At 58.2% G+C, this 23,659-nt stretch carries 33 protein-coding genes; 30 read left to right on the top strand and 3 right to left on the bottom strand.

Annotation, left to right across the window (positions count from 1 at the left end; translation table 11 throughout):
* Window positions 1-30: 30 nt before the first annotated feature.
* Window positions 31-738: a helix-turn-helix transcriptional regulator gene (locus ACMHYJ_RS05315; protein ID WP_414245161.1), complete on the bottom strand. Its 708-nt coding sequence runs from the start codon at window positions 736-738 to the stop codon at window positions 31-33.
* Between the two features lie 98 nt (window positions 739-836).
* On the opposite strand from ACMHYJ_RS05315, the gene ACMHYJ_RS05320 reads away from it, so the two are divergent.
* The 11 genes from ACMHYJ_RS05320 (at window position 837) to ACMHYJ_RS05370 (ending at window position 6,994) form a co-directional block, all read left to right on the top strand.
* Window positions 837-1,088 (top strand): transcriptional regulator, encoded by a 252-nt coding sequence (locus tag ACMHYJ_RS05320; RefSeq protein ID WP_414245162.1) that lies wholly within the window; start codon window positions 837-839, stop codon window positions 1,086-1,088.
* Entirely contained in the window at window positions 1,081-1,311 is a 231-nt protein-coding gene (locus ACMHYJ_RS05325) for a hypothetical protein (RefSeq protein ID WP_414245163.1), read from the top strand. The genes ACMHYJ_RS05320 and ACMHYJ_RS05325 overlap by 8 nt, the downstream gene beginning before the upstream one ends.
* 1 nt (window position 1,312) lies before the next feature.
* Window positions 1,313-1,555, top strand: coding sequence for a hypothetical protein (locus ACMHYJ_RS05330; RefSeq protein WP_414245164.1), 243 nt, complete (start codon window positions 1,313-1,315; stop codon window positions 1,553-1,555).
* A complete protein-coding gene (locus ACMHYJ_RS05335; RefSeq protein ID WP_414245165.1) occupies window positions 1,552-1,905 on the top strand; it encodes a hypothetical protein in 354 nt (117 codons plus the stop codon). The genes ACMHYJ_RS05330 and ACMHYJ_RS05335 overlap by 4 nt, the downstream gene beginning before the upstream one ends.
* Window positions 1,905-2,234: a hypothetical protein gene (locus ACMHYJ_RS05340; RefSeq protein WP_414245166.1), complete on the top strand. Its 330-nt coding sequence runs from the start codon at window positions 1,905-1,907 to the stop codon at window positions 2,232-2,234. Before ACMHYJ_RS05335 ends, ACMHYJ_RS05340 begins: the two co-directional genes overlap by 1 nt.
* Complete coding sequence (locus tag ACMHYJ_RS05345) at window positions 2,231-3,046, top strand: hypothetical protein (RefSeq protein ID WP_414245167.1); 816 nt, start codon at window positions 2,231-2,233, stop codon at window positions 3,044-3,046. The genes ACMHYJ_RS05340 and ACMHYJ_RS05345 overlap by 4 nt, the downstream gene beginning before the upstream one ends.
* Window positions 3,039-4,574, top strand: a complete 1,536-nt coding sequence (locus ACMHYJ_RS05350) for a DEAD/DEAH box helicase (RefSeq protein WP_414245168.1) — start codon at window positions 3,039-3,041, stop codon at window positions 4,572-4,574. Before ACMHYJ_RS05345 ends, ACMHYJ_RS05350 begins: the two co-directional genes overlap by 8 nt.
* A complete protein-coding gene (locus ACMHYJ_RS05355; RefSeq protein WP_414245169.1) occupies window positions 4,567-5,484 on the top strand; it encodes a PriCT-2 domain-containing protein in 918 nt (305 codons plus the stop codon). The genes ACMHYJ_RS05350 and ACMHYJ_RS05355 overlap by 8 nt, the downstream gene beginning before the upstream one ends.
* Window positions 5,485-5,817: 333 nt before the next feature.
* The gene (locus tag ACMHYJ_RS05360) at window positions 5,818-6,012 is read left to right on the top strand and encodes a hypothetical protein (RefSeq protein WP_414245170.1); all 195 of its coding nucleotides are present in this window, start codon (window positions 5,818-5,820) and stop codon (window positions 6,010-6,012) included.
* Window positions 6,009-6,365 (top strand): hypothetical protein, encoded by a 357-nt coding sequence (locus ACMHYJ_RS05365; RefSeq protein WP_414245171.1) that lies wholly within the window; start codon window positions 6,009-6,011, stop codon window positions 6,363-6,365. The genes ACMHYJ_RS05360 and ACMHYJ_RS05365 overlap by 4 nt, the downstream gene beginning before the upstream one ends.
* Before the next feature lie 92 nt (window positions 6,366-6,457).
* On the top strand, window positions 6,458-6,994 hold the full coding sequence (locus ACMHYJ_RS05370) for a hypothetical protein (protein WP_414245172.1): 537 nt from the start codon (window positions 6,458-6,460) through the stop codon (window positions 6,992-6,994).
* A 138-nt stretch (window positions 6,995-7,132) separates the two neighbouring features.
* On the opposite strand, the gene ACMHYJ_RS05375 is transcribed toward ACMHYJ_RS05370, so the two are convergent.
* Together ACMHYJ_RS05375 and ACMHYJ_RS05380 are read right to left on the bottom strand one after the other, a co-directional pair.
* Window positions 7,133-7,525 (bottom strand): type II toxin-antitoxin system HicB family antitoxin, encoded by a 393-nt coding sequence (locus ACMHYJ_RS05375; protein ID WP_414245173.1) that lies wholly within the window; start codon window positions 7,523-7,525, stop codon window positions 7,133-7,135.
* Between the two features lie 54 nt (window positions 7,526-7,579).
* Complete coding sequence (locus ACMHYJ_RS05380; protein WP_414245206.1) at window positions 7,580-7,762, bottom strand: type II toxin-antitoxin system HicA family toxin; 183 nt, start codon at window positions 7,760-7,762, stop codon at window positions 7,580-7,582.
* A 119-nt stretch (window positions 7,763-7,881) separates the two neighbouring features.
* Between ACMHYJ_RS05380 and ACMHYJ_RS05385 the strand changes: the two genes are divergently transcribed.
* The 19 genes from ACMHYJ_RS05385 to ACMHYJ_RS05475 form a co-directional block, all read left to right on the top strand.
* Window positions 7,882-8,547, top strand: a complete 666-nt coding sequence (locus tag ACMHYJ_RS05385; RefSeq protein ID WP_414245174.1) for a hypothetical protein — start codon at window positions 7,882-7,884, stop codon at window positions 8,545-8,547.
* A gap of 3 nt (window positions 8,548-8,550) precedes the next feature.
* Complete coding sequence (locus ACMHYJ_RS05390) at window positions 8,551-8,856, top strand: hypothetical protein (RefSeq protein WP_414245175.1); 306 nt, start codon at window positions 8,551-8,553, stop codon at window positions 8,854-8,856.
* Window positions 8,856-9,194 carry an HNH endonuclease signature motif containing protein gene (locus ACMHYJ_RS05395; protein WP_414245176.1) on the top strand — a complete coding sequence of 113 codons (339 nt, stop codon included), beginning with the start codon at window positions 8,856-8,858 and terminating at the stop codon, window positions 9,192-9,194. Before ACMHYJ_RS05390 ends, ACMHYJ_RS05395 begins: the two co-directional genes overlap by 1 nt.
* 83 nt (window positions 9,195-9,277) lie before the next feature.
* Window positions 9,278-9,751 (top strand): TerS protein, encoded by a 474-nt coding sequence (locus tag ACMHYJ_RS05400; RefSeq protein WP_414245177.1) that lies wholly within the window; start codon window positions 9,278-9,280, stop codon window positions 9,749-9,751.
* Window positions 9,752-9,846: 95 nt separating this feature from the next.
* Complete coding sequence (locus ACMHYJ_RS05405; RefSeq protein WP_414245178.1) at window positions 9,847-11,325, top strand: terminase large subunit; 1,479 nt, start codon at window positions 9,847-9,849, stop codon at window positions 11,323-11,325.
* A complete protein-coding gene (locus ACMHYJ_RS05410) occupies window positions 11,322-11,483 on the top strand; it encodes a hypothetical protein (protein ID WP_414245179.1) in 162 nt (53 codons plus the stop codon). Before ACMHYJ_RS05405 ends, ACMHYJ_RS05410 begins: the two co-directional genes overlap by 4 nt.
* A gap of 95 nt (window positions 11,484-11,578) precedes the next feature.
* Window positions 11,579-12,727: a phage portal protein gene (locus tag ACMHYJ_RS05415; RefSeq protein ID WP_414245180.1), complete on the top strand. Its 1,149-nt coding sequence runs from the start codon at window positions 11,579-11,581 to the stop codon at window positions 12,725-12,727.
* Entirely contained in the window at window positions 12,699-13,397 is a 699-nt protein-coding gene (locus ACMHYJ_RS05420; protein WP_414245181.1) for an HK97 family phage prohead protease, read from the top strand. Before ACMHYJ_RS05415 ends, ACMHYJ_RS05420 begins: the two co-directional genes overlap by 29 nt.
* Window positions 13,398-13,455: 58 nt before the next feature.
* Window positions 13,456-14,769, top strand: a complete 1,314-nt coding sequence (locus ACMHYJ_RS05425; RefSeq protein WP_414245182.1) for a phage major capsid protein — start codon at window positions 13,456-13,458, stop codon at window positions 14,767-14,769.
* A gap of 48 nt (window positions 14,770-14,817) precedes the next feature.
* Complete coding sequence (locus ACMHYJ_RS05430; protein WP_414245183.1) at window positions 14,818-15,207, top strand: hypothetical protein; 390 nt, start codon at window positions 14,818-14,820, stop codon at window positions 15,205-15,207.
* Window positions 15,208-15,254: 47 nt separating this feature from the next.
* A complete protein-coding gene (locus ACMHYJ_RS05435; protein WP_414245184.1) occupies window positions 15,255-15,818 on the top strand; it encodes a head-tail connector protein in 564 nt (187 codons plus the stop codon).
* Window positions 15,815-16,168, top strand: a complete 354-nt coding sequence (locus ACMHYJ_RS05440) for a head-tail adaptor protein (protein ID WP_414245185.1) — start codon at window positions 15,815-15,817, stop codon at window positions 16,166-16,168. Before ACMHYJ_RS05435 ends, ACMHYJ_RS05440 begins: the two co-directional genes overlap by 4 nt.
* The gene (locus ACMHYJ_RS05445) at window positions 16,168-16,734 is read left to right on the top strand and encodes an HK97-gp10 family putative phage morphogenesis protein (RefSeq protein WP_414245186.1); all 567 of its coding nucleotides are present in this window, start codon (window positions 16,168-16,170) and stop codon (window positions 16,732-16,734) included. The genes ACMHYJ_RS05440 and ACMHYJ_RS05445 overlap by 1 nt, the downstream gene beginning before the upstream one ends.
* Window positions 16,731-17,132: a tail completion protein gp17 gene (gene gp17 / locus ACMHYJ_RS05450; RefSeq protein WP_414245187.1), complete on the top strand. Its 402-nt coding sequence runs from the start codon at window positions 16,731-16,733 to the stop codon at window positions 17,130-17,132. Before ACMHYJ_RS05445 ends, gp17 begins: the two co-directional genes overlap by 4 nt.
* 62 nt (window positions 17,133-17,194) lie before the next feature.
* On the top strand, window positions 17,195-17,878 hold the full coding sequence (locus ACMHYJ_RS05455; RefSeq protein ID WP_414245188.1) for an InlB B-repeat-containing protein: 684 nt from the start codon (window positions 17,195-17,197) through the stop codon (window positions 17,876-17,878).
* Window positions 17,879-17,966: 88 nt separating this feature from the next.
* A complete protein-coding gene (locus ACMHYJ_RS05460; RefSeq protein WP_414245189.1) occupies window positions 17,967-18,374 on the top strand; it encodes a hypothetical protein in 408 nt (135 codons plus the stop codon).
* 89 nt (window positions 18,375-18,463) lie between these two features.
* Window positions 18,464-18,811 (top strand): hypothetical protein, encoded by a 348-nt coding sequence (locus tag ACMHYJ_RS05465; RefSeq protein ID WP_414245190.1) that lies wholly within the window; start codon window positions 18,464-18,466, stop codon window positions 18,809-18,811.
* Between the two features lie 43 nt (window positions 18,812-18,854).
* Complete coding sequence (locus tag ACMHYJ_RS05470; RefSeq protein ID WP_414245191.1) at window positions 18,855-19,217, top strand: hypothetical protein; 363 nt, start codon at window positions 18,855-18,857, stop codon at window positions 19,215-19,217.
* A 93-nt stretch (window positions 19,218-19,310) separates the two neighbouring features.
* Window positions 19,311-23,659, top strand: a 4,349-nt coding sequence (locus ACMHYJ_RS05475) for a tape measure protein (RefSeq protein WP_414245192.1), incomplete at its 3' end; no start/stop codon positions are given.

Here is a 23,659-nt window from a genome sequence, read left to right on the forward strand (position 1 = left end):
ATAAAACTGCCCGCGCTTGTGCCGGCGGACTCAAAACTCCTGACTGCGCCACACCTTCAGCACGCGCCCGATCACATGGAAGTCCATCTTTTCGGTGATATCGAATGGCCCATAGGCATCCTTGTTCTCAGAGATTGCCCGGATCACCAGACCATCTTCGGTGGGGATGCGCTGCAGGCGCTTGACGTACCCCAGGTTGTCCACGCGAAAAAAGTACACCGCATCGAATTCCACGGATGTGACGCCTAGATCCACCAGCAGCGGGTCGCCTGGGTTGAACATGGGCTGCATGGAGTCCCCGAACCCGGTTACCACGCACAGGTTCTTCGCCGCGCTGTAGGCCCTGATGTTCTTTGACAGCCATTCTTTGTTGACACGTAGGTTCTGGATCACCCCCGGCTGGTCAGGTAGATCCAGGCCGTGCCCCATTGAGCCAGCGGCATCATATTGGTGGATGGTGATGTCGGTAGTGGGCGGCTGGGACGATGCGCTGCGATGACTCTCATCATGTGGAGTGTCCATCCAGCCTTTTGGCTTGCCGGTCCCCGATTCGAGGGCGCGTGCCATCTTTTCGCCAATGTTGCGTGGGTTGCCGGTCTTCGCGTCGGCAGTTCGGCGCCTAACTTGGCTTAGATAGATGTGCGACAAGCCGCACATCTGCGCAAGGGCTGTGGCTGTTCCGGCTTCTTGGATGAGAGCCTCAAGATTATCCAGACGGATTTCGGCGGTCGTTTTCATGTCTAGATAATACAGCGTATTGCTTAAAAATATCAATATTAAGCACAACATAAAGCAAATGCTTGACTGATATTAAGAGATATGCTTAATATTCGGTTATGCAACTAATCAAATACACCAACATAAAGCATGGAGAGCAGACCCGGCTGGCTAAGGCCATAGGCGTCGATCCTCAGCTTATTCATCAGTGGGCACATCACATACGCCCGGTGCCGATAGGGCGGTGCATCCCCATTGAACGCGCAACAAACGGCGCGGTAAGCCGTCGCGACCTCAGGCCTGACGACTGGCATGAAATTTGGCCGGAGTATGCGGCGGGCGTCGAACAGGAAGGATCAGTCCATGCCTAACCCCACACCCCTCGATAACCTCCTGCGGCCCACATACAAAGTGCGCCTGCCTTCTGGCGAAATCGTCCATAAGCAGCCCTGCCAGATGACAGATGCGGAACTCGACGCGGCCATTGCTGGGGAGCGGGCCATTGCAGCAGCGCTGCAGCGTCAGGCCGATGCGCTGCAGGTGTACGCGGAAGGCAGGCCCAGCAAGGTCCAGATCGGCCCGGAGGACTGCTGATATGAGCGGTATCAACTTGGTGACCTTCATCACCGTCTGCATCCTGTTTGTCCTTGTCTTCGTGCTTATTTCCCGTGCGGAGGCAGCACTGCGAGTGGCCGAGAGTGAACTGAACTACTCGAAAGGTCTTCGAGAGGGCCGCGCCCTGCATATCAAAACAGGTGGCCACCTGGGCGATAGCAAATCCCCCGAAACCCGCGCCAATGCAGGCGGTGATGGTGGCCTGCCAAAGGGTGACGCATGACCACCACCACCTTTTTCCTTGCCTTCGCCGCCACCATGATGGCCATCCCTACAGCCTTCATCGTTGCAGTGCTCCTGGCTCTGCTGGCGGGCTGGCTGCTGGTGTCCTTTCAGCAGTGGCGCGGTCGTAAGCGGTGGCGGGGAAGGGTGCAGGCCAAGCAGAAACGCCCCGGTGACGGCTGGGCGCAAGAGAGCATCAAGAAGAACCTCAACAGCGCAGAGACGACGTACTTCACTGAGGCCGTGGTGACATATGCCGGCCCTGCTGAGGGCCTGCCTGATGATCCAAAGGAGCGCCACCGGCTGCTGAACGACTCCGCCTTTGTCGTCAAGCTCGAAGGGGAGTTCTGATGGCTGATGCGCGCTTGGATACCGAACAGATGATGCACGAGTTGCGCATCGTGTTCCCGACCCTCTGGATGCGTCCGTTGCGGGAATTCTCCCCGCGGTTTGAGCGCAGCGAGGGTATTTGGACAGGCAGTGATGATGGCCCTGAAATGCCGGGCGGGATGCCCATATTTGCGATGGGCTGCCCGGACCCGGACGAATACGACGGGCCGGTGCATCAAGGATTCATTGCGTGGCTGAAAGGGCGCGGTTGGTCCTGGGATCGTTGGGACGAGTCAACCTTCTTTCTGGTGCCGGATTCGTATTTTGATCTGCCGGCGGAGGCGGAATGACGGCACTTATTAAGTATGAGGCTGCCCGCCACGCTCTCGCTGAAGCCAAAGCGGTCGATGAGGTCAAAGACCTTCGTGACAAGGCTGATGCTATGCGCATTTACGCGATGCAGGCCAAAAACAAATCGCTTGAGGTCGACGCGGCGGAAATTCGCATTCGCGCAGAGCGCCGTCTTGGCGAAATGATTGCCGCGCAGAAAGAGGCAATAGGCATGAACCAAGGCACTCGCGGCCAGCTTCAGGGGCGCTCAGAATCCGGTGAATCTCTGGCGGTCGATACCAACGACCGCCAGAAAATCCCGACATTATCGGATGCAGGGATCAGCAAGGATCTATCCAGTCGCTCCCAAAAACTGGCCGCTGTTCCTGAAGATGAGTTCGAGGCAGAAGTTGCTGATTGGCGTGAACGCGTTCAGGAGGAAGGGCGTCGCGTCACCACACGGCTGGAACAAGCGGGCGACCGCGCACAAGCGAAATTGCCCGCATCGCCATCACAAGAAAAGAGCGCAGACCAAGCCATCATTGATGAATTGCGAGACGTCATTTCCAACCTGGAAGACGCCAACCGCGCACTGGAAGAACTGAACAAAGATATCGAAGCGGAAAACAAGGCGCTGCTGACTGCTGTAGACCCCGAGGTGCATGCCCTGGTCCAGAAGACTCAAGCCTATGCCGCCCAATTGGAACAGCGCCGTGACGACTTGATGGCCAGCGAAGCCAAGCTCATGTCGGAGCTTAAAAAAGCCGGACGTCAGATTGATCGTCTGGAAAAGGAATTGGCAGCCCTCAAACAAGGAGGTGGCAATGCCTGAGATTTTGAGGCTACGCGATTACCAGCTGCCATCTGTCGAGGCGTTGCGCCAAGGCTTTCGTGATGGGCATCGCACACAAATACTGATGGCCCCAACCGGGTTCGGCAAGACGATTGTGGCGGCTCATTTACTGGATTTGACGGCCAAGAACGGCAAGCGGGCAGCTATTTTCGTGGATCGCGTGAATCTGGTGGATCAGACCAGCAAGGTTCTTTTTCGCTACGGGATTGATCATGGCATCGAAATGTCGGGCCACCACCGCCGCCGCGCCGAGCGCATTCAGGTGTGCTCAGTGCAGACCCTTGAGAAGCAAGAATCCTTTCCAGAGATTGATCTGTTGATTGTGGATGAATGCCACGACATGCGCAGCTTCGTCTCGAAAATCATCAAGTCGCGCCCAAAAATGAAGGTCATTGGGCTGTCTGCAACGCCCTTCAAGAAGGGCCTGGGTGACCTATATAGCAATCTGGTGAATGTGTGCACCACCGACCAGCTGCTGGATGCTGGCGAGTTGGTGCGACTGATTCCGTATGCAGCCAAGCCCATTGATATGTCCGGGGCATCCACATCCGATGGCGAGTGGAAAAAAGAGGACGTCACTTCACGCGGCATCCAGATCGTGGGTGACATCGTGGCCGAATGGCAGGACAAAACCCTAAAACACTTTGGCGGGCCTGTGAAGACGCTGGTTTTTTCCGCCTCTGTCGCGCACGGCGAGGAAATTTGTCGGCAGTTCAATGCCGCCGGCTACAACTTCCAGCAAGTGACCGGCGAAGACGGGGACAGAGAGCAGCGCCAGGATTTGATTGATGAGTTCAAAAAGCCCGATAGCGTCATTACGGGCTTAGTGGCTTGCGAGGTGTTTACCAAGGGCTTTGATGTGCAGGACATCCTGTGCGGCATCTCCGCCCGCCCATATCGGAAAAGCCTGTCTAGCCATATCCAACAGATGGGTCGCGTGATGCGCACGTCGCCAGGGAAAACAGGGGCGCTATGGCTGGATCACTCCGGCAATTACATGCGCTTCCAGGATGACGTCGCTGATATTTACAAAAACGGCCTGTCTGTGCTGGCGGATGGCATTAAGCGGGATTCCGTCGTGCGCAAGGAGCCCACAGAGCGCGAAAAAGAAGACTGGACGTGTACGTGCGGCTATGTGTTTGCCCGCAGCTTAAAGGTGTGCCCGGGCTGCGGCAAAGAGCGCATCCGACTCAATCTTGTTGAAAACGTCCCTGGCACACTTGAGGCCGTGGGGCACGCGCAGCCCGCCGCCCCCAAAGTACCAAAGTACCTGCAAGACAGGACGTCTGTGTGGCGTCAGCTGTGTGGCCTGGCCAGGACATGGAAAAAGGATGACCTGGAGGCTGGGCGCAGGTTTGCCCAAGCTCAATACCGAAATCTGTATGGGCATTTCTTTGATGGGCAGTATCAAGAAACAGCGCCAGAGGAAATCAGCAGCTCCCTGAAGCGTCGTGTGCTGACTGATATCAAAAAATACAAAACCAAGCAAAAGGCCGCACATGCATAGCGATATTGCTGCTGCTATTGCATGCATACCTGCCGACAACAGGGAGACCTGGGTGCTGATGGCGATGGCCGTCAAATCCGAGTTGGGTAATGACGGGTTCGATATCTGGGACAAGTGGAGCCAGTCAGACGAGAAGGGCTACAACCCGGCTGACGCCAGATCGGTGTGGAAAAGCGTGAAGCCGTACGGCGGCACAACGATCTTGTCCCTGTTCAAACTGGCGCGACAGCATGGGTATCGCGGCCATGGAGAACAGGACCCAGAAAGACTCAGGATATCTGAGCGCGACCAAGCCGAGCGCCGCAGGCGCGATGCAGCGCTTGCCCGCCAAGAGGCACACAGACGACAGAGAAAAGCGCAAGAGGCAGCGCAGATCGTTGCCCAATGCCGCACGGATCATCACCCATATCTTGATCTGAAGGGATTCCCTGAAGATGTTGGGCTGATCGACTTTGATGGTCGCCTTGTCATCCCAATGCGGGACGCCAGCAACTATAGCCGTATTGTCAGCCTGCAATGGATCGACGCCGATGGAACCAAGAAATTCATGCCGGGCGGCGCTGCAAAGAATGCGGCATTCATCATAGGCAGCGGCCCTGAGTCTTGGTTGTGCGAGGGCTACGCAACAGGCCTATCCATACGGGCAGCACTGCGCACCATGTACCGCAAGTCCAGGGTGATTGTGTGCTTCTCAGCAGCCAATATCCGAACCGTAGCAGCCAGCATTCAAGGGCCTAAGTTTGTCGTGGCAGATCACGACGAAAACCGCGTGAGTGAGCGTTACGCCAGTCAGGCTGGGTGTTCGTACGGGATGCCACCAGACGTTGGCACCGACGCCAATGACTATCACCAGAAGGCCGGGGTATTTGCCTTGGCGAACCTCTTGCGAGGGATTGCCATGTCGCCATAGCACTCAGCACCCTTGCCTCCGGGGAAATGTACGGGCCTGCATGGGCTGGCAGAGGCGGATACACGGAGCGTAGCCCTGTTGCTCCACAAAACGGGTTACCAGGCGAGCTGCGCAAGCGGCGGCGGTGCAACTCCGTGACGACCTGGGCGTTGGCTGGAATCGAGACGTGGGGGAGGCAGGAAGGGTCGCAACGGTCCTGCCGCAAAGTCGATGAGCCCGAAAGGGCGGTGAAGCCGAAATCCTCTCCAATCCCCAAATTTTCAATGGGGGTAGGGGGGGGCTTCGGGTGAAGTATCTGCACTAGGTGAGGTGGTGTTTATGGAGAGACATGGGGTGTTCGCGCCGATTTCGCCCGAAGCGGTCGAACAGCATCGTCGAGAGTGCGAAGCCAGGCGGGTACTGAGCCTGCCCAAGCCCGAACGCAGGCCCTGGCTGGACAGCATCGGCAAACGCAGAGGCCAGGCAGCACAGAAGTATCTGGAAGACGAAGTGATACGGCAACACAAGTTGAACAAGGAGAACGCATGACTTACGCAGACCATCCAGACGCTATCTGGGATGAAATCGAGGAGCCGATGATTCAGGTAGCCCCTGGTGTGCGCCGCCACATTGCGACGGTCGAATCTCATGGCGCCGGGGATGTGCCGTGCCGATGCTGGCGCTGCTGTGGTGGGGTGCTGGCTCATGAGCGGGCGGTGCTGGACCGTGCGCTGGCGCGCCACCTGCTGCGCATGGCTTGGCAAGAGCGTGAAGACTGGCTGGGAAGGTGGGCATTGAGCTCGAAGCACACGCAAACCGATGTGGCCGTCCTGCGCCGCTGGATCGCTATTGAAGAAGGTCAGCGCCTGCCGCAGCCGATTTATCCCTGGGGGCAGCAATGACCGAGCGCCCGCCTTTCCGTCATGCAGTGGAAGCGCTGCGGTTTCTGTTCGACCCGGCCCGAGCGTCTTGCGACCGTCCGCCGGCAGCGCGCATGGCCGACAAACGCCGTGGCGACCCTGGCCCCCTGGCTGGGCTGGATGGTGCCGCTGAAATCGGGATGGCTGAGACCATGCTGAAGGCACGATTGACGCCACTGCAACTGATGGTGCTGGCATGTCGGTATGCGCCCAGCAAGCTGCGCTGTGAATGCCGCGCCGACTGCTGTTCTGGTTGGCGCACCAATCCCACCTGGCGCACGGCAATTGCCGATGTCGCCGGTGAAGCCGTGTACCACGCGCTACCTGCGCGTGAACACGTTGATCAGCGGTATGTGGCGGCGGTGTTGTTGCGCGAATACGGCGCCCAAAAGATTGCCCTGACCGATGTGGGCGCCAGCCTGGGTATGCCGCTTGGCACCTGCACGAACCGCAAGCGCAAGATCCTGGGCTGGTTGCTGCGACCCAAAGCATTGCCAGAGGTTAAGCGGGAAGACGGCACGATATCGCAGCCAGCGCAGGCCCAGGGTATCGAGGTGTCCGCATTCGCCCTGGCCGAAGAAGTGTTGCGCGGCGGTGGTTTTATCGAATAACGCTTGACTGTTGAAAAAAACAGTGTAAAAATACGCAGTATCTGTCAAGTGCAGAAGTTCGTCCAGAGAAAGCCCGCCCAAGAAATTGAGCGGGTTTTTGCGTTTCTGCATGGGGCACACGATCTAGCGCGCCCCAGGTCAAGACGTCATAGCCAGATGAGCAATGAAGCCGCTCCGACTTTCGCCAGCAGCGCGGGCCCGATCATCCAGACGCTTGAGAACGCGCCGAGGGAGGGTGATATTTATCCGCTCTGCAGTCTCATCGAGGACGGCAGGATTGATTTCAGCAATGGCCCATATCCAGCCCTTTAAGCCGGGGTCGTTCTGATGAGAGGCGATATCGCCGGGCTTGGGTATTGGCTCACCAGAATCCATAGCAGTCTCAATCCACGCTTCGATGGCTTCTTTGGCATTTTCTATGGCTTGGTCGATTCCGTCGTCTGCGGCTGAGTAGCAGCCGGGAAGATCAGGCACAACAACCCCCCATGCCTGGGTGTCGCTGCCGGGTTCAATGGCGATGGGGTATTTCATGGTTCACTCCATATTTGGCGCTAGGTAGGCCCCGGATTTCTCCGGGGCTGTGTTTCACTTCAGTCCAGCTTGTTTTAGAAGTTTGTTCACAAGTCCTATGCCGAGATCCTTTTTAGGGTGTGGGACGCTGATGTGTCCGGGGCGGTCTGGGTGGTGGTAAATGTGGTGTGAGCCCTTAACTCCCCTCAGTATCCATCCAGACCGTTCAAGAAGCTTGGTGAGTTCCTTGCTGTCCATGTGTGTATTATACACACAATACACACCATACACAACGCTTATTTGCACAAGATTTTTTGTTGCCTTCTCGTTGCCCCGCTGAGTCCCAGGATTCGCGGGGCTTTTCATTGGAGCCATCCATGCCCAACACTGAAGCCCCCAACGCCGCCGCAGCCCTGTTCAACGTGCTGCGGCGTGTGCTGCCGGGTATTCCTGACAGGACCACGAAACTGGTGCTGAAGATGGAGGCCGGGAAGCCGCCCGTGATCGAATGCACGGGCATCCCTGATGTGATCGAGGGCGCGCCTGTCTCGCTGACGGATCTCGAAACGCTGTCCGAGTTTGAGTTGGTGGCCAAGGCTGGTGCTGGCAACAGGGAGGCAAAGAGCTGGGAGGAACTGCGGGCAGAGATTGCCGACCTTCGTCGCTCCATGCATTTTCAAGCCGCCCTGAAGGCTGGCATCCATAACCCTGCCAAGGACCTGAAGATCACGGTCGATGCGTCTGATATGGTGGCAGCCCTTCCGAAACTGTCCGAAGACCTTGAGGCGATGATGGTCCGCGCGTTTGAGAACGCCAGCGAACCGATTAAGCGCCAGCTTGCCGCCATGAGTTCCGAGCACGCCAGCACCGTGACCGATCTGCCCGCCCAGGGTGAAGCATTGCAATGGCAGCCCGACCCACGCCTGGATCGGATTGTGGAATTGCTGGAACGGATTGATCAGCACTTGACCCAGCAGGGTTTCGGCGGTGGCCTCTCGAATGCCGTCAAGTTCAGCACCGTTCAACCGGGCGGTCAGGGGTAAGTCATGAAGCAAGCCGACCTTACCGCCCTGGCCCTGCGCAAGATTTACCACGCTGAGCAGCTGGGCATGGATGCCGAGACCGTCAAGCAAATGCGTGACACCGTGGCCGATCTGAATGGCCAACTGGATCATGCAGAGACGTACATCGAACACGAAACCGCAATGCTCAATACTGATGAACGGGTCGCGGTCTTCGATGGCGAGTGGGATAAGTTCTTCATTGCCCTGGCCAAGCTGGGCTTGATGGCCAGCGACTGGACACGAAAGCGCATTGCGGCGCCGGGCGGGTTGCGCGCCGGTGGCGTGTGATGGCCAGGCTGCGTACACCCAGCTGGCGCACTGATAAGCGATCAGCCCATGAGCGCGGCTACACCGCAGCATGGCGCAAGGCGCGAGACCGATACCTGCAAGACCATCCACTGTGCATCTATTGCCAAGAGGACGGCAGGGTAGAGGCTGCAACAGTCGTCAATCACGTAATCCCGCACCAGGGTGACCAGAAACTGTTCTGGGATGAATCCAACTGGGCAGCAGTATGCAAGCCCCACCACGACAGCACCATCGCCAGGGAAGAAGCCAGGGGCGTCAGGATCGGCGGCGACGAGACCGGCCAGCCGCTGGACCCGAAGCATCACTGGAATAAATGACCCCGGGGGGTGAAAAGTCTGGAGCGCTCGAAACCCAAGACCGCCCCTGACCCATTCTTTGAGCGCTAACCGAAAATAAACCGATGAAACGAATTCGATCAGACAGTGTGACAGCTGCCGTGAAGGCCGCCCAAGCTGCCGCTGCTGGCCCCATTGTGCCGCCTGATCACATTGCTCTGCGTGATGGTGATCAGCCCTTTTGGGACTCCATCGTGCGCGCACGCGCGAGGGACACCTGGAACGGCGCCGATCTGGAGAATGCCGCCAACCTGGCGCGCACCAAAGCCGACATCGAGCGCATCCAAAAAGAGATTGGCATCGATGGCGATATCGTCAAGAACGAGCGCGGCACGCCGATCATCAATCCGAAGCACACGCTGCTGGAGACCCTGACCCGTCGCGCCATGGCGTTATCTCGCATGCTGCACGTTCACGCCGAGGCGACGGTCGGTAAATCCGAAGATGCAGTCAAGGCATTGAAGAACGAATCGGAGGCGAAAAATGCAAGCGACTCAGCGGATGCTGATCTGATCCCAGGGCTTCGGGTAGTTAAGTAGTGGCAACCAGCAGCCCGATTAAATGCGGACCCAGGCCAAGGCTACGCAAGTGGCGCGGTCGGCCCACCGAAAAGCTCACGCGCGCCGAACGCAACATGCTTTTTATAGAACGGTATTGCAAAGTGCCTGAAGGCGACCTGGTTGGCCAAAGCGTAAAACTTGCCCCATTCCAGGAGAAGTTTTTTTACTCGCTGTACGACAATCCGCACGGCACGCGTCGGGCCTATTTGTCCAAGGCGCGCAAGAACGCCAAGACCGCCACCATTGGTTTTATTGTGCTGGTGCATCTGGTGGGGCCAGAGGCGAAGAAGAACGCGCACATACAGAGCGGTGCGCTGTCCAGAGACCAGGCCGGGCAGGTTTTCAAGTACGCATCCAAGACGGTGCAGCTTTCGCAGGAACTGTCTGATCTGGTGCGTATCGTACCCAGCAAGAAGCAATTGTTTGGGCTGCCCATGGGCACCGAGTACCAAGCGCTATCAGCAGAAGCCAAGACGGCACACGGCGGTTCGCCTGTGCTGGCCATTTTGGACGAAACCGGGCAAGTGAAGGGACCGCAGGATGATTTTATCGATGCGATTATCACAAGCCAGGGAGCATACGAAGACCCACTGCTGATCGTGATCAGCACCCAGGCGGCCAGCGATGCCGATCTGTTCAGTATTTGGCTGGATGACGCTGAGAAGTCCCAGGACCCGCATATCGTCAGTCACGTTTACGCGGCCAAGCAAAACGCCGATGTGATGGACAGAAAGGCTTGGCAAGATGCCAACCCGGCGCTTGGTCTTTTTCGGTCGCTGCGCGACCTTGAGGAAATGGCCAAGCAGGCGGCGCGCATGCCCAGTGCGGAAAACACGTTTCGCAACCTGTACCTGAATCAGCGGGTATCGGTTGTGGCACCGTTCGTGTCCAAGTCGGTCTGGGATGCGTGCGGCGTTGAAGTGTTTGATTTTGGGGATGCGCCGGTATGGGCTGGTCTGGATTTGTCAGCGCGCAAGGACTTAACGGCGCTGGTGGTGATTGGAAGGATGGATGGCGTTTGGCATGTGGTGCCGCACTTTTGGACACCCGAAGGCGGCTTGCATGAGCGGGCCAAGCAGGACCGGCAGCCCTACGATTTATGGGTAAGGCAAGGGCTTATCAACGCCACGCCTGGCGCGACCGTCGATTACGAGTTTGTGGCTCCTGCTATTGCTGAGATATTGGCGGGCCTGAACGTGCAGTCCATTGCCTTTGACCGCTGGCGCATTGATTTTCTGAAGAAAGAGTTTGGGCGGATCGATATTGATCTGCCGCTGATCGAGTGCGGCCAGGGATTCAAGGACATGAGCCCAGCCATCGATACGCTGGAATCAGAGCTATTGAATGGTCGAATCGCTCACGGCAATCACCCGGTGCTGACCATGTGCGCAGCCAACGCCGTGATCACCAAGGACCCGGCAGGCAATCGCAAGTTCGACAAACACAAGGCCACGGGCCGGATAGACGGTATACAGGCGCTTGGCATGGCATTTTTTGCCACGGGCGGCCTGGTTGAGGACGAAGGGAAATCCTTTTGGGAGACCACGCAATGAAATTTCTTGCATCGCTTTTGCCTGATGCGCTCATGCTGGCTGGATCTGCTGGCGTTTCCTATGGCGCGTGGCTCATTTACGAGCCTGCCGGTTATTTGGTTGCTGGCTTGTTGGCCCTTGCTGCGGGCGTTATGTGCGCTCGCGTGGTGGGTAAATAATGGGTTTGCTTGCCCGGTCCGTAGCAGAGCGCAAAACGAGTAATGGCGACTCCGTACGCAGTTCGCTTGACCTGTTTCGTGCGCTTGGGGGGTGGATGGGAACCAAAAGCGGTGCATCGGTCAACCACAAGAACGCGCTGGAAGTCACCACAGTCCTGGCTTGTGTGCGCGTCATCTCTGAAGGCATTGCCCAGGTACCCTTCAAGCTATACCGTCAGCAAGGCGACAAGAAATTGCCAGCCATAGATCATCCGCTGTATCGGGTTCTGCACCGCAAACCCAATAGCTGGATGACCAGCTTTGAGTTGCGTGAAACCATGGCCATCCATTGCGCTCTGACTGGCACGGCCATTGCATTTGTGAATCGTGATATCCGGGGTGATATTCGCGAGCTGATCCCCATCACGGCACCTGTCGAAATCACGCAAAACGACGATTACAGCCTGTCCTATATCGTGACAGCACCCAATGGCAAGCGGCATGCGTTCCCGCAGGCGGCCATCTGGCATTGGCGCGGACCCAGCTGGGACGGCGTGATGGGCATGGATATTATCAAGCTGGCGCGTGAAGCGATTGGCTTGGCCATGGCAACAGAAGGCTCTCACGCCAAAATGCAGCAATCTGGGGCGGCGCTGGCGGGCATCTACTCGGTTGACGGCAAGCTTGACCCCACCCAGTACCAGCAGCTGCGGGGTTGGCTGGACAAGGAGTTTGATGGTATTGCGAACCTTGGGCGCACACGGCTGCTTGATCGAAATGCCAAGTTTTATCCAATGAGCATGACGGGGATCGATGCGCAGCTGCTCGAAACCCGCAAGCATCAAATCGAAGAAGTGTGCCGGGCGCTGCGCGTCATGCCAATCATGGTGGGCTATTACGACAAGGCGGCCACTTACGCCAGTTCTGAGCAGATGTTCCTGGCCCACAAGGTGCACACACTGGACCCGTGGTATGAGCGCATCGGGCAGTCGGCAGAGTGCCAGTTATTGACCGATAAAGAGTGTGATGACGGCTATTTCGTGAAATTTATTGGGGCGGGCCTCATGCGCGGGTCACACAAAGAGCGTTTTGAGGCACACGCCAGGGCGCTTGGTTCAGGTGGCAGTCCGGCCTGGATGACCCAGGACGAAGTGCGCGACCTGGAAGACCTGAATCCCATGGGCGGCAGCGCTGCTGTGCTGCCAGTCACAACCAATACACCCAAGGAAAATCAACATGCAGAGCTTGACGTGCAACCTACTTGAGCTGAAATTCGCGCCGGATGAGGCAGGAGCATCCACGATGTCCTTTTCTGGTTATGGTGCCGTATTTGGCAACGTGGATGCAGGCGGCGACCTGATCGAGCCTGGCGCATTTTCAAAGTTCCTGGCCGATGTGAAGGCCGGCAGCCAATCCTGGCCAGCCATGTTGTCGCAACATGGCGGCTGGCAAATGAGCGCCGAAGATATGACTCCCATCGGCGTGTGGACGGACCTGGCTGAAGACGGGCACGGGCTGAAGGTGGAAGGGCAGCTTGCCGACACGCCGCGCGGTCGTGAAATGTACACGCTCATGAAAATGAGTCCGCGCCCCGCAATCGATGGCATGAGCATTGGCTATATCGCCAAGGAATGGGAGCCGCGCACCAATGCTGATGAACCCCGGCGGCGTCTAAAACGCATTGATCTGATCGAGATTTCCCCGGTCACGCGCCCGATGAACGGCAAAGCGCGCGTTTCCTCGGTCAAGGGGGATTTCACGGAACGAGATTTTGAACGATTGCTCACGCGAGACGCTGGGCTATCGAGAAGTGAAGCCCAGATTGTTATCAACCAGGGCTTTAAAAGCCTGATTGCCATGCGGGACGCTGGCAGTTCAGAGTTGGCAGACCTGTTCGAGGCCGTCAAACGCCGAGACGCAGCTATTCCGCGCTGATACCAGCGTCACAAACCGCATGCCGCCCCCTGAGGCGGCTTTTTTATTGGAGCTACAAATGGATCTGATCGAACTGAAGAAAGTGATCGAAGACCAGGGCACCGCCTGGGAGCAATTCAAGAAAACCAACGACGAGCTGATTGCCGCTAAGGCGGACGGTAAGGCTGTTGGCGATCTGGAAACCAAGCTGGCGAAAATCAGCGAGGACATGGACAAGCTGGCCGAATTGAAGGCCGACTTCGACAAGTTCGTCCTGGCTTCGCAGCGTCCCGGCGCTGGCAACAAGGAGCGCGAGGACTTGGAAGCCGAGGCCAAGAGCTGGAACGCCATGCTTCGCGCTGATTTCCAGAGCAAGGGCCGCGCCATCCCGGCTGAAATTTCTGTTGACCAGTACGCGCAGTACAAGTCGGCATTTTTCAGCCTGATTCGCCACGGCGATATCGAACGCCTCTCGGCTGACGAGCGTAAGGCCATGTCCGCAGGCTCCGATCCTGACGGCGGCTATCTGCTTCCTCCTACCACTGTTGGCCGCATGGTTAAGAAGGTGTACGAGCAATCCACTATGCGTCAATTGGCTACCGTGCTGTCCATCAGCACCGACGCACTGGAAGGCATTGTTGATAACGACGAAGCCGACGCCGGGTGGGTCTCGGAAATGGGAGCCCGCAACGATACCGATACGCCGCAAGTTGGCAAGTACCGGATCGAGGCTCACGAAATGTACGCCCAGCCCAAGGTCACCCAGAAGCTGATTGACGACTCCGCTACGAACGTCGAGGCATGGCTGGCTGACAAGGTTGGTGACAAGTTCGCCCGCGTCGAAGGTTCGGCATTCTGGACTGGCGACGGTGTAGGCAAGCCTCGCGGCTTGGCTGCATATCCCACTGCGGCAACCTCTGACGATTCCCGCGCATGGGGCACGTTCGAGCATGTCCTGACCGGCGCAAATGGCGATTTTCACACCACGAAGATTGACCCACTGCAGGACATGATTGGAGCGTTTAAGGACCAGTACCTGCAAAACGCCACCTTCGCCATGCGGCGCGAAGTTCGCACCAAGATCCGCAAGCTCAAGACCGGCACGAGCGACGACCGCTACCTGTGGGAGCCCAGCCTGCAAGCCGGCCAGCCTGACCGCCTGCTTGGCTATGCCGCCCGCATTGATCAGTACATTCCTGCCATCGGCACGGGCTCCCTGTCCCTGGCGTTTGGCGACTTCAAGGAAGCGTACACCATCGTTGACCGCATCGGCGTGCGGACTCTGCGCGATCCGTACACCGCGAAACCCTATATCCGCTTCTACTCCACGAAGCGCACGGGCGGCGGCGCGATCAACTTCGAGGCGGTCAAGTTCCTGAAGTTCTCAGCCTAATGGAATGGCCCTTCGGGGCCTTTCGATTCTTTTGATAAAGGATAGATCATGAGCGATCTGAAAAACAACATCGCAGTTGTGTCCGCCCTGGCTCCTGCGGTGCACGCTGCCACCAAGGCAGACGCAGCCATCATCGACCTGCAGGGCGCTGGCTCTGCCACGGTCATCGTGAACACGGGCGCCATCGTTGGCTCCGGTGACTACACCATCAGCCTGCGCCACGGCGATGCTTCCGACCTGTCCGGCGATGCCGCTGCCAGCGGGGACGACCTGCTGGGCGCCTTCCCTGCCACCCTGACGGCTGACACCTCGTATGCGGTCGGCTATCGCGGCGGCAAGCGCTACGTGCGCGTGGTCATCACCAAGAACAGCGGCACCTCGATTGCCGCTGGCGCGGTGATCGTCAAGGGCGACTTGTCGCTGGCTGGAACGGTCTAAAGCAACAGGGGCGGCTCTCGGGTCGCCCCATCATTTGAGACTATCGAATGTCGCTAAAAGTCATTACGCCGCCCGCCACTGAGCCTGTCACGCTCACAGAGGCCAAGCTGCATCTGCGAGTAGACGGCAACGACGAGAACGCGCTTATAACGTCGCTGATCGTGGCTGCCCGCCAAGGCGCGGAGCATATGACCGGCCGCGCGCTCATGCCGCAAACGCTGGAGCTTTCGCTGGATGATTTTGCGCCTGAAATCCAGCTACCACGCCCGCCGCTCACATCAGTCACAAGCGTTTCTTATGTTGATGGTGGTGGCGTAATGCAGGTGTTGGATAGCAGTGCTTACGCCGTCAATGATCATGGCCAGGCAGCCAGTCTTGTGCCTGCGTTTGGCACAAGCTGGCCGCAGGCTCGCGATCAAGTCAGTTCTGTGCTGATCCGGTACCAGGCTGGCTATGCGTCCGCGTCAGACGTGCCGCAGGCCATCAAATCCTGGATGCTGATTCGGATTGGCACGCTCTATGAGCATCGTCAGGCGGTCGTGACTGGCGTTTCTGTGTCGAGTATTCCGGGTATAGACCGGCTGCTAGATGCTTATCGGGTTTACCTATGAACATCGGCACCCTACGCGATCGCATCAGCATTGAGGCTGAAACCGTCGTTATTGACCCCAAGTACGGCCCGCAGCCCGCCGCGTGGGTGGCTGTCCATTCCCGCATCGCGGCCAACGTCCAAGATTCACTACCAAGCAGGGCTGAATCGGTCGAGCAGGGCTTTGCGATTGCCGCCAACCGCACGCGTGTCCGATTTCGCTACCGGCCTGGCATTACCTCGGCCATGCGCGTCATCGTCCATGGCGCCGACGACCGCACACTGCAGATCATCGGCGGCCCGGCCATTCTGGGCAACCGCCAGGGGATCGAGATCATGTGCGAAGAATATTCAACCCAGGGGGGTGCGTAATGGCCACATCACTGAATGCTTTCAAGGGCGGCGCTGAACTGCAGAAATTTCTGGACACCCTGCCCGCAAAGGTCGAGCGCAACATCATGCGCTCTGCCCTACGCCAGGGGGCCAACGCCATCAAAAAGGCGGCCCAGGAGAATGTCCGCAACGTGTCTGGCGACCTGGCCAAAAGCGTGAGAGTCAGCGGCAGCGCCAAGGGCGGCCAGGTGGCGGCCAGCGTGAAAGTGAACGCGTTTTATGCCCACATGGTGGAATTTGGCACCGCCCAGCACTTCATCAAGGTCAGCGAAGAAGCGAAACCCACACGCAAGACGCGCAGAGGCCCGAAAAAGGTCAGCGTGGGCACAGTCAACAAAATGGTCGCGCGCGGCAGCCTGGTGATCGATGGCAGATTTGCTGGCGCATCGGTGCTTCACCCTGGCGCCGCACCGAAACCATTTATGCGGCCTGCTGTCGATGAGAAAACCGGCGAAGCCATTCAGGCAATTGGCAACCAGATTCGCAAGCGTCTGACCAAGGAAGGCATCAGCACGCCTGACGCCCCTGAGGTAGGTGATCAATGAGCGCCGTGCCTGTGATTCGCAGCCTGCTGGCGGGCAATGCCATCCTGACGACTGCTGTGCCTGCCGCACGCGTCTTCATTGGCGCGGTGCCGCTGGAAGTTGCGCTGCCGGCCATCGGCATCACCACAGTTTCTGGTATCCCGCAGAACACGCTGGGCATGCATGAGCCTCAGCGCCTGGTGCGCGAACGCATTCAGGTAACCGTGTACGCGGCCACTTATCCGAGCCTCGATGCAGTCATGGACCTTGTGCACCGCGCCCTACCGAACACGCGCGGGCTGATTGCTGACCTGAATGTTCAATCCATCGTGCCCAGCACTGTTGGGCCAGATCTGGAAATACCCAAGCCACAGATTTTCATCCGGTCGCGTGATTACCACGTGACCTATTTGCAGTAACTCAACCAACCTTGTTTTTACGTCTGCCACCTTCGGGTGGCTTTTTCTTTTAGGAGCCACACATGGCAGCCTCTACCGCAGCCGGTACACAGATCGGCCTTTCCGCACAAAAACCGGCGACGTATGATGCCGTCGGCTATGGTGCCCTGAACTACACCCCCATTGGTGAAATTACAGACGCTGGCACGCATGGCCGGGTCTACCAGGCCGTGACCGCCAACATTCTCGCCACGCGCGGAACGCGTAAATTCAAGGGGTCTTTCAACGAAGGCACCAAGTCCATCCAGATGCTGCTGGATGACGATGATGCCGGTCAAATCCTGGCCAAGCAGGCGCTGAACTCAGACGATGAATACAGCTTCTGCGTCACCTACCCGGATGGCAGCAAGGATTACTTCCCGGCGCTGGTGATGTCGTATCAAAAACAAGCCTCCACTGTGGACACTGTTCTGGGTGCCAGCATGGATCTGGAAATCACCACCAGCAAAGACGGTGTCGGCGTGGTCGAGGCCGGGCCTGATTCCCCCGTCTCGTTCACGCTGACCTATACGGCTGGCGCTGACGGCTCCCTGATCGGCGTATCCCCGCAGACAGTCAACGAAGGCGGGGCTGGTTCTGCTGTGGCTGCCGTCGCTGATCTCGGTTTTGTGTTTGATCAGTGGTCCGATGGCGTCAAAGCCAATCCCCGCACCGATGTCAACGTGACCGGCGATGTAACCGTTACCGCCGAGTTCTTGCCTGAATAACCCTGCACCGCTTTTGGTGCTCGTTGTAGCCCCGGCCCCTGGACTGATCCCCAGGGGCTTTTTCTTCCCAATCACAAGGAAAAATATCATGGATATCCGTAAACTTGCCCTGATCCCCACCGCCGTCTTGCACCTGTGCGACGCAAACGATGATCCGATCTATGCCGACGCGAAAAAGGAAAAGCCCGTTCAGGTCCACCTGTACGGCCCCGGCAGCAAGCAATTTGAAGCGGCTGAGACCAAAAACAGCCGGCGCGTCCTTGAAAGCGTGACCGGTCGGCGTGGCAAGAAGAAAAACGCGGACCAAAAGGAATGGCGTGTCGATTTCCTGGTGGCGATCACGGACCGTTTCGAGAACCTGGAATATGACAAGCTGGAAGGCGACGCGCTGGCCCGAGCGGTCTATGGCGACGCGACGCTGCGCTTTATTGCTGACCAGGTCCACGCCTTTGTCCACGACGCCGCAAATTTTACGAAGAACTCGGAGACGAATTAAGGACATACGTCCGCTTCATCGCTTGGCTTGATGCGGCCCCCGAACGCCCTGCGCTGCAGAAAACCAAGCGTGGGGCGGTTGTGCGGCCAATGTCTCGCCGTGAGGAAATTGGCGACAGCATCGAGGACTTGGAACATCCGCCCTGTGATGCTGGTTATCTCGTCACATGGCTTTTCGATGTGGGGCCTGTCGGTTTCGGTGGTATGGGGGCAGTCCCGCTTTCATACACCGAGATCGAGGCGTGGCAGCGGTTAAAGGGCATTGAGCTGTCTGCTTGGGAAAATCACATGCTGCATGACCTATCAAAGGTCTATCTCGGCATGCTGGAAGACGCCAAGCAGCCATCTTGCCCTATACCGTGGCGGCCTGAGCCAGTCGATGAGCCAGATCAACGGGCAGTGGCCGCAAAGCGGATGAAGGAGGCGCTGCGGGGGTGATTGCAGTACCCTTCAGTTACAGAGCGTAATTGGAGGGTGCGGCATGAGAAAACAAACGGTCGGGCTGTATTTTTGGCGCAACTTGATCTTGGCGACATTGGGTGTTTTGGTTGCACCGTCAGCGATAGCCCAGACAGATGTAGAGCGAAGGGTAATGGTGTTGGAAGCATGCCAGAGCTTTTCAAAGATTGCGGGCAGCGTAATGACGCTAAGGCAACTGGGTATGCCTGTTCGTGAGGCAATGGAACGAGCAAAGAACGATGGCCCTGTATCAGAATTCACTGTCCCGATGACGCTTGAAGCCTATGAGGTTCCCCAGATGCAAACAGAGGAAGGCCGCAATATCTTGATAAAGGATTTTTCGAGTCAGCAGTACCTGAAGTGCCAAGAAAGGTTTAGCAACTAAACGACCTTTCAAATCCGCAATATCGCCACCTTCGGGTGGCTTTTTCATTCCTGGTCCAGCGCTTTTGCTCTGGGCCTCTTTTATTGGTGATCCATGAAAGTTGCCTCTCTTGAGATTGAGCTGCTTGCCAACATCGCGCGCCTGCGTACCGATATGCGTAGCGCCCAAGGCGTTGTTGAGCGCTCGATGTCCAGCATGCGCCGCAACATCGACATGGTGCAGCGCGCGCTCAGTACGCTTGGGGTCGGTGTTGGCCTCGGCGTATTGGTGCGACAAGCACAGCAACTGACGGACGCCTATATCAACCTGCATGGGCAATTGAAGAATGCCACGCGCAGCCAAGCTGAGTTGGCGCAGGCAATGTCTGATGTCCGGCGAATAGCGACCACATCCCAGGCCAATATCGAGGGGGTGGCCACAGCCTACGCACGATTCTCAAACAATCTGCGCGATACCGGCATCCAGCAGCAGAAAATAGCGGATATCACAGAGACCGTCGCCTTGGCCCTGAAGGTCAACGGGGCATCGGTGGCGGAAACCACCAGCGCCATGCAGCAGCTTTCCCAGGCCTTCGGTAAAGGCAAGCTGGACGGCGACGAATTCCGCACGATGATGGAGGCATCGCCCAATGTGATGCGTCGTGTGGCTGATGCTATTGGCGTGCCGTTCGGCGCCCTGAAGGATCTGGCAGCGCAAGGGAAACTCACGGCCTCTGTGCTGGCCGATTCCCTATCCGATTCGGCATACCTGGAATCTCTGCGCACCCAGGCCAAGGAGATGTACACGATCAGCGGCGCAATGACGGTGTTGCGCAATGCCGTCATGGAGTTTGTCGGTACCCAGGCCCAGGCAAGTGGTGTTGTCAGCTCGCTCACTGCCGGAATAATGGCCCTTGCCAATAACATTGACGGCATCGGGCGTGCACTGCTGTTTATAGCCGCTACTGCAATTCCTACCGCTGTGCGCGCCTTGTGGTCGCTTTCTGCAGCGATGTTGGCTATTCCTGGCATGCAGCTTGTCAAACTCCTGTCTGTGGCCGCCGGTGCGGCTTTGGCATTCAGCGACCAACTTGGTTTCGTGCAGCCAGTAATCGACGCGATGGCCGATTCTGCCCGAGCGTTCGGCGTCGTTTGGGACGAGATATACGGCGACGCAAAGAAAGTAACCGACGAACTGAAAGCCGAGGTGGCCAACCTGTGGCAGGGCATCAAGGACTTGACCGGCGATACCTCGGCTAAGACATGGACTGACGCGCTAATGGTGGGCCTGGCTCGTGTGGCTGATGTTGCGGCGCTGGTTGTTCGTTCGATTGGTACTGTTATTTATGCCTTTAATGCCGTGATTGCGGATACCAAGGTTGCGCTTGCCTGGTTGGCCCGACCAGATGCAATTAGCAAGATGGTGGCACCTGAGCAGTCCGCCAAACTGGAACAAGAATACCAGGATGCTCTTAAGTCCAGAGAGGCTGAAATACGGAGATTTAATACGGCCCTTGAGGGGTTATTAAATTTTCAGGGAAATAAGTATGAGCAAGCGGCGATCCGGGCGATAAACACGATCCACATCACCTCTGATGCGGTTGCGCTTTTGGATCTGACCTTGCCTCCAGTGGAGCCGCCCGCTGGTATAGGAAAGGCGAACTCCGCATACCAAACCCTAATCGCCTCCATACAAACCAAGATCGAACAGCAGCGCCTGGAAATTGCCACCGGCGACAAAGCATCTGAAGCGGACAAGCTGGCGATCAAGATCACGCAAGAGCTTGCGAGCGGCAAACTCAAGCTGTCTGCATCTCAGCGCGATGTGGTCACGGTCATGCTTGCCACACTGAAAGCAGGCGAAAGCGAGCTTAAACAATCGCAAATGTTGGCTGCTTCGCAGAAAAAGCAGCTTGATCTATCTGTCGCGGCGGTGAAATCAGCCTACGACGAGGCACGGCAGAACGAGAAGCTGGCGCGGCAATTCGGGCTGACCAAGGTTCAGGTCGAGCGGCTGACTGTTGCGCAGTTGCAGTCGGAGCTGGCCACGGCCCAGTCCATCGGCACGGACAAGGACAAAATCGCCGCGCTGGAACACCTGATCGAGGCCCACCAGCGCAGCGTCGTCGCCCTGGAACAGACCGAGATTCAGGAGAAACAAAAGGCTGCATGGAATCAGTGGCAGCAGGATATCGGCCAAATCTTCGACCAGGTGGGCCAGTCCTTGACCGACGCCCTATTCGAGGGCGGCAAGTCCGGGCGCGATCTGATCAAGTCGATTTTCAAGGCGCTGACGTTGAAAATCCTGGTGCAGCCGGTGATGGGCGCCCTACAGGGCATGGTCACGCAGCAGCTGGGCGGTCTGCTGGGGTATCAGCAGCCGGGGCAGCAGGGCGGGGGCTTCGACATGCCCGGCGGCGGCAGCTCGATTGGCCAGTACCTGGGCGATGGCATCAGCCGCGTGGGCAGCTGGACAAACAGCACGTCCATGATGCAGTTCGGCAATGATTTCGGCGTGGGCTATGGCTTGAGCAGTGGCGCCTATACCGGGGCGCTGACGGATGCGCAGGCGGCGGCGTTTATGGGGCAGGGCGGATCAGGCGGCACCCAGGCCGGGCAGTTCCTGGGCGAGTACGGCGGGCAAATCCTGGGCTATGGCAGCGCCATTTACAGCGCCATCCAGGGCCAGTACGGCAGCGCCATCGGCCAGGCTATCGGCACTTATATCATGCCGGGAATCGGCACGGCTGTCGGTGGGCTGATTGGCAGCTTTGCGGATTCTATGTTCGGCGGTGAACCCCAGACCCGCCACGGTAAGAGCACGGTCTACGAGATGACCGGCGAACTCGATCTGTACCGCAAACACAACGAAGACGAGCAATCCGAGGCGTTTTACTCGTCCATCGAGGACATGACCCGGGCGGCCATCACCGGGATCGAGAACACCTTCAACCTGCTGGGCGTCAACGCCACTTTGGAAAGCCTGCGCGCCCGCACGGATATCTCGCAGACCGGCAAGGGTGACGGGGTATCTTCGGGCGGGGCTGTCCTGGTGAACGGTCAGTGGCGCGAAATCGGCATCCCGCACAGCTCGGACGACACCCAGTTCGGCTACGGCGGCTGGTCGGATGCGCCGGTGCTGCCCCGCCTGCAGGTTGACCTGCAGATGACGATGTTGGAAGCGTTTCAAGCGGCTGCCGCAGAGATGCCCAGGGCCATCAACGCGGCGCTGGACGGCATCGACATCCGCAGCCTGGACGAGACCGGTGTAGCTACGCTCGCTGCGACGATCAATGACATGATTGTCGGCGCGCAGGCATTGTCTGCAGCGATGGAGCTGCTGCCCTTCGAGAATCTGAAAAACCAGTCGCTCGACACCTACATGAGCATCATCCAGCTCACTGGGGGGTTGCAGAATCTGCAGCAGCTGCAGGCGTCGTACATCGACAACTACTACACGGAAGCCGAAAAACAGGCCCTGCAGATCGAATCCCTGGGTCGCGTGTTCGAGAGTGTCGGGCTGGTCATGCCGGCGGTCACCAACAACGCTGACCAGATGAAGGCCGCGTTCCGGGGAATCATGGATTCTCTGGATTTGACGACCGAGGCCGGTCAGCGTGCCTATGCGGCACTGCTGGGCATCCAGGACGGATTTGCTGGTCTGGCCAATTCGGTCGGCGCGGTCATGGGCACGATGGGGATGTCAGCGGTTGACGTTGCCAAGTCCGCATTCTCCGCGTTGCAGGCTGCTGTCCAGCGTGAGCGGGATTCGATCAACGCCCAGGCATTGGCGCAGCAAAAGGCGCTGCAGGATGCAATGAAGGGCGTGTCCGCGTCTGTCTCTGAGCTCACCGGGCTGACCGGCAAGCTGCAGAGTGCGCTCAATTCCATGACGCGCACGATTGACACTCAGGCGTCATTTATCTGGGCACAAAACCGGATCGACCGTGCGCTGTCGGTCGCAAAATTGACCGGTGTGATGCCAGAGGGGCCGGACTTCGACGCTGCGCTGCAGGCCATCCAGCGTCCCGATGCTGCGCTGTACGAATCGTTTGAGGATTTCCAGGCCGCGCAGCTGAAGTCCGCGAATCTTGTCAAGGATCTCAATGAACTGGCTGGCGATCAGCTGAGCTCGCAAAAGTCCCAGCTGCAGACCCTGGAAGACCAGCTGCAGCAGAACAAGGACTGGCAGGACGCTGAGATGCAGCGCCTTGATGACATCCTGGACACGGCAAAAAGCCAGTTGGACAGCGCCCTGGGCCTGAACGAAAGCCTGATGTCTCTGCCCGAAGCGCTGGCGGCGCTGGCGGCGGCCATTGCGGCGCTGGGCGGCGGGGGCGCGAACTCGTATTTCGCCGGCAACCCGGATGTCAGGGCGGCGTTTGAACAGGGGCTTTTCGGGGACATGACCGCCGCCCAGGCCGCCGATTGGCACTACGTCCAGTATGGATCGACGGAAGGCCG

It is taken from the genome of Castellaniella hirudinis (genome assembly GCF_047468865.1).
GTDB classification, from domain to species: domain Bacteria; phylum Pseudomonadota; class Gammaproteobacteria; order Burkholderiales; family Burkholderiaceae_B; genus Castellaniella; species Castellaniella hirudinis_A.

Excerpts from the sequence above, each read along its gene's own strand:
- ACMHYJ_RS05315 (WP_414245161.1), bottom strand. The coding sequence starts at position 738 with ATGAAAACGACCGCCGAAATCCGTCTGGATAATCTTGAGGCTCTCATC.
- ACMHYJ_RS05320 (WP_414245162.1), top strand. The coding sequence starts at position 837 with ATGCAACTAATCAAATACACCAACATAAAGCATGGAGAGCAGACCCGG.
- ACMHYJ_RS05325 (WP_414245163.1), top strand. The coding sequence starts at position 1,081 with ATGCCTAACCCCACACCCCTCGATAACCTCCTGCGGCCCACATACAAA.
- ACMHYJ_RS05330 (WP_414245164.1), top strand. The coding sequence starts at position 1,313 with ATGAGCGGTATCAACTTGGTGACCTTCATCACCGTCTGCATCCTGTTT.
- ACMHYJ_RS05335 (WP_414245165.1), top strand. The coding sequence starts at position 1,552 with ATGACCACCACCACCTTTTTCCTTGCCTTCGCCGCCACCATGATGGCC.
- ACMHYJ_RS05340 (WP_414245166.1), top strand. The coding sequence starts at position 1,905 with ATGGCTGATGCGCGCTTGGATACCGAACAGATGATGCACGAGTTGCGC.
- ACMHYJ_RS05345 (WP_414245167.1), top strand. The coding sequence starts at position 2,231 with ATGACGGCACTTATTAAGTATGAGGCTGCCCGCCACGCTCTCGCTGAA.
- ACMHYJ_RS05350 (WP_414245168.1), top strand. The coding sequence starts at position 3,039 with ATGCCTGAGATTTTGAGGCTACGCGATTACCAGCTGCCATCTGTCGAG.
- ACMHYJ_RS05355 (WP_414245169.1), top strand. The coding sequence starts at position 4,567 with ATGCATAGCGATATTGCTGCTGCTATTGCATGCATACCTGCCGACAAC.
- ACMHYJ_RS05365 (WP_414245171.1), top strand. The coding sequence starts at position 6,009 with ATGACTTACGCAGACCATCCAGACGCTATCTGGGATGAAATCGAGGAG.
- ACMHYJ_RS05370 (WP_414245172.1), top strand. The coding sequence starts at position 6,458 with ATGGCCGACAAACGCCGTGGCGACCCTGGCCCCCTGGCTGGGCTGGAT.
- ACMHYJ_RS05375 (WP_414245173.1), bottom strand. The coding sequence starts at position 7,525 with ATGAAATACCCCATCGCCATTGAACCCGGCAGCGACACCCAGGCATGG.
- ACMHYJ_RS05380 (WP_414245206.1), bottom strand. The coding sequence starts at position 7,762 with ATGGACAGCAAGGAACTCACCAAGCTTCTTGAACGGTCTGGATGGATA.
- ACMHYJ_RS05385 (WP_414245174.1), top strand. The coding sequence starts at position 7,882 with ATGCCCAACACTGAAGCCCCCAACGCCGCCGCAGCCCTGTTCAACGTG.
- ACMHYJ_RS05390 (WP_414245175.1), top strand. The coding sequence starts at position 8,551 with ATGAAGCAAGCCGACCTTACCGCCCTGGCCCTGCGCAAGATTTACCAC.
- ACMHYJ_RS05395 (WP_414245176.1), top strand. The coding sequence starts at position 8,856 with ATGGCCAGGCTGCGTACACCCAGCTGGCGCACTGATAAGCGATCAGCC.
- ACMHYJ_RS05400 (WP_414245177.1), top strand. The coding sequence starts at position 9,278 with ATGAAACGAATTCGATCAGACAGTGTGACAGCTGCCGTGAAGGCCGCC.
- ACMHYJ_RS05405 (WP_414245178.1), top strand. The coding sequence starts at position 9,847 with ATGCTTTTTATAGAACGGTATTGCAAAGTGCCTGAAGGCGACCTGGTT.
- ACMHYJ_RS05410 (WP_414245179.1), top strand. The coding sequence starts at position 11,322 with ATGAAATTTCTTGCATCGCTTTTGCCTGATGCGCTCATGCTGGCTGGA.
- ACMHYJ_RS05415 (WP_414245180.1), top strand. The coding sequence starts at position 11,579 with ATGGGAACCAAAAGCGGTGCATCGGTCAACCACAAGAACGCGCTGGAA.
- ACMHYJ_RS05420 (WP_414245181.1), top strand. The coding sequence starts at position 12,699 with ATGCAGAGCTTGACGTGCAACCTACTTGAGCTGAAATTCGCGCCGGAT.
- ACMHYJ_RS05425 (WP_414245182.1), top strand. The coding sequence starts at position 13,456 with ATGGATCTGATCGAACTGAAGAAAGTGATCGAAGACCAGGGCACCGCC.
- ACMHYJ_RS05430 (WP_414245183.1), top strand. The coding sequence starts at position 14,818 with ATGAGCGATCTGAAAAACAACATCGCAGTTGTGTCCGCCCTGGCTCCT.
- ACMHYJ_RS05435 (WP_414245184.1), top strand. The coding sequence starts at position 15,255 with ATGTCGCTAAAAGTCATTACGCCGCCCGCCACTGAGCCTGTCACGCTC.
- ACMHYJ_RS05440 (WP_414245185.1), top strand. The coding sequence starts at position 15,815 with ATGAACATCGGCACCCTACGCGATCGCATCAGCATTGAGGCTGAAACC.
- ACMHYJ_RS05445 (WP_414245186.1), top strand. The coding sequence starts at position 16,168 with ATGGCCACATCACTGAATGCTTTCAAGGGCGGCGCTGAACTGCAGAAA.
- gp17 (WP_414245187.1), top strand. The coding sequence starts at position 16,731 with ATGAGCGCCGTGCCTGTGATTCGCAGCCTGCTGGCGGGCAATGCCATC.
- ACMHYJ_RS05455 (WP_414245188.1), top strand. The coding sequence starts at position 17,195 with ATGGCAGCCTCTACCGCAGCCGGTACACAGATCGGCCTTTCCGCACAA.
- ACMHYJ_RS05460 (WP_414245189.1), top strand. The coding sequence starts at position 17,967 with ATGGATATCCGTAAACTTGCCCTGATCCCCACCGCCGTCTTGCACCTG.
- ACMHYJ_RS05465 (WP_414245190.1), top strand. The coding sequence starts at position 18,464 with ATGTCTCGCCGTGAGGAAATTGGCGACAGCATCGAGGACTTGGAACAT.
- ACMHYJ_RS05470 (WP_414245191.1), top strand. The coding sequence starts at position 18,855 with ATGAGAAAACAAACGGTCGGGCTGTATTTTTGGCGCAACTTGATCTTG.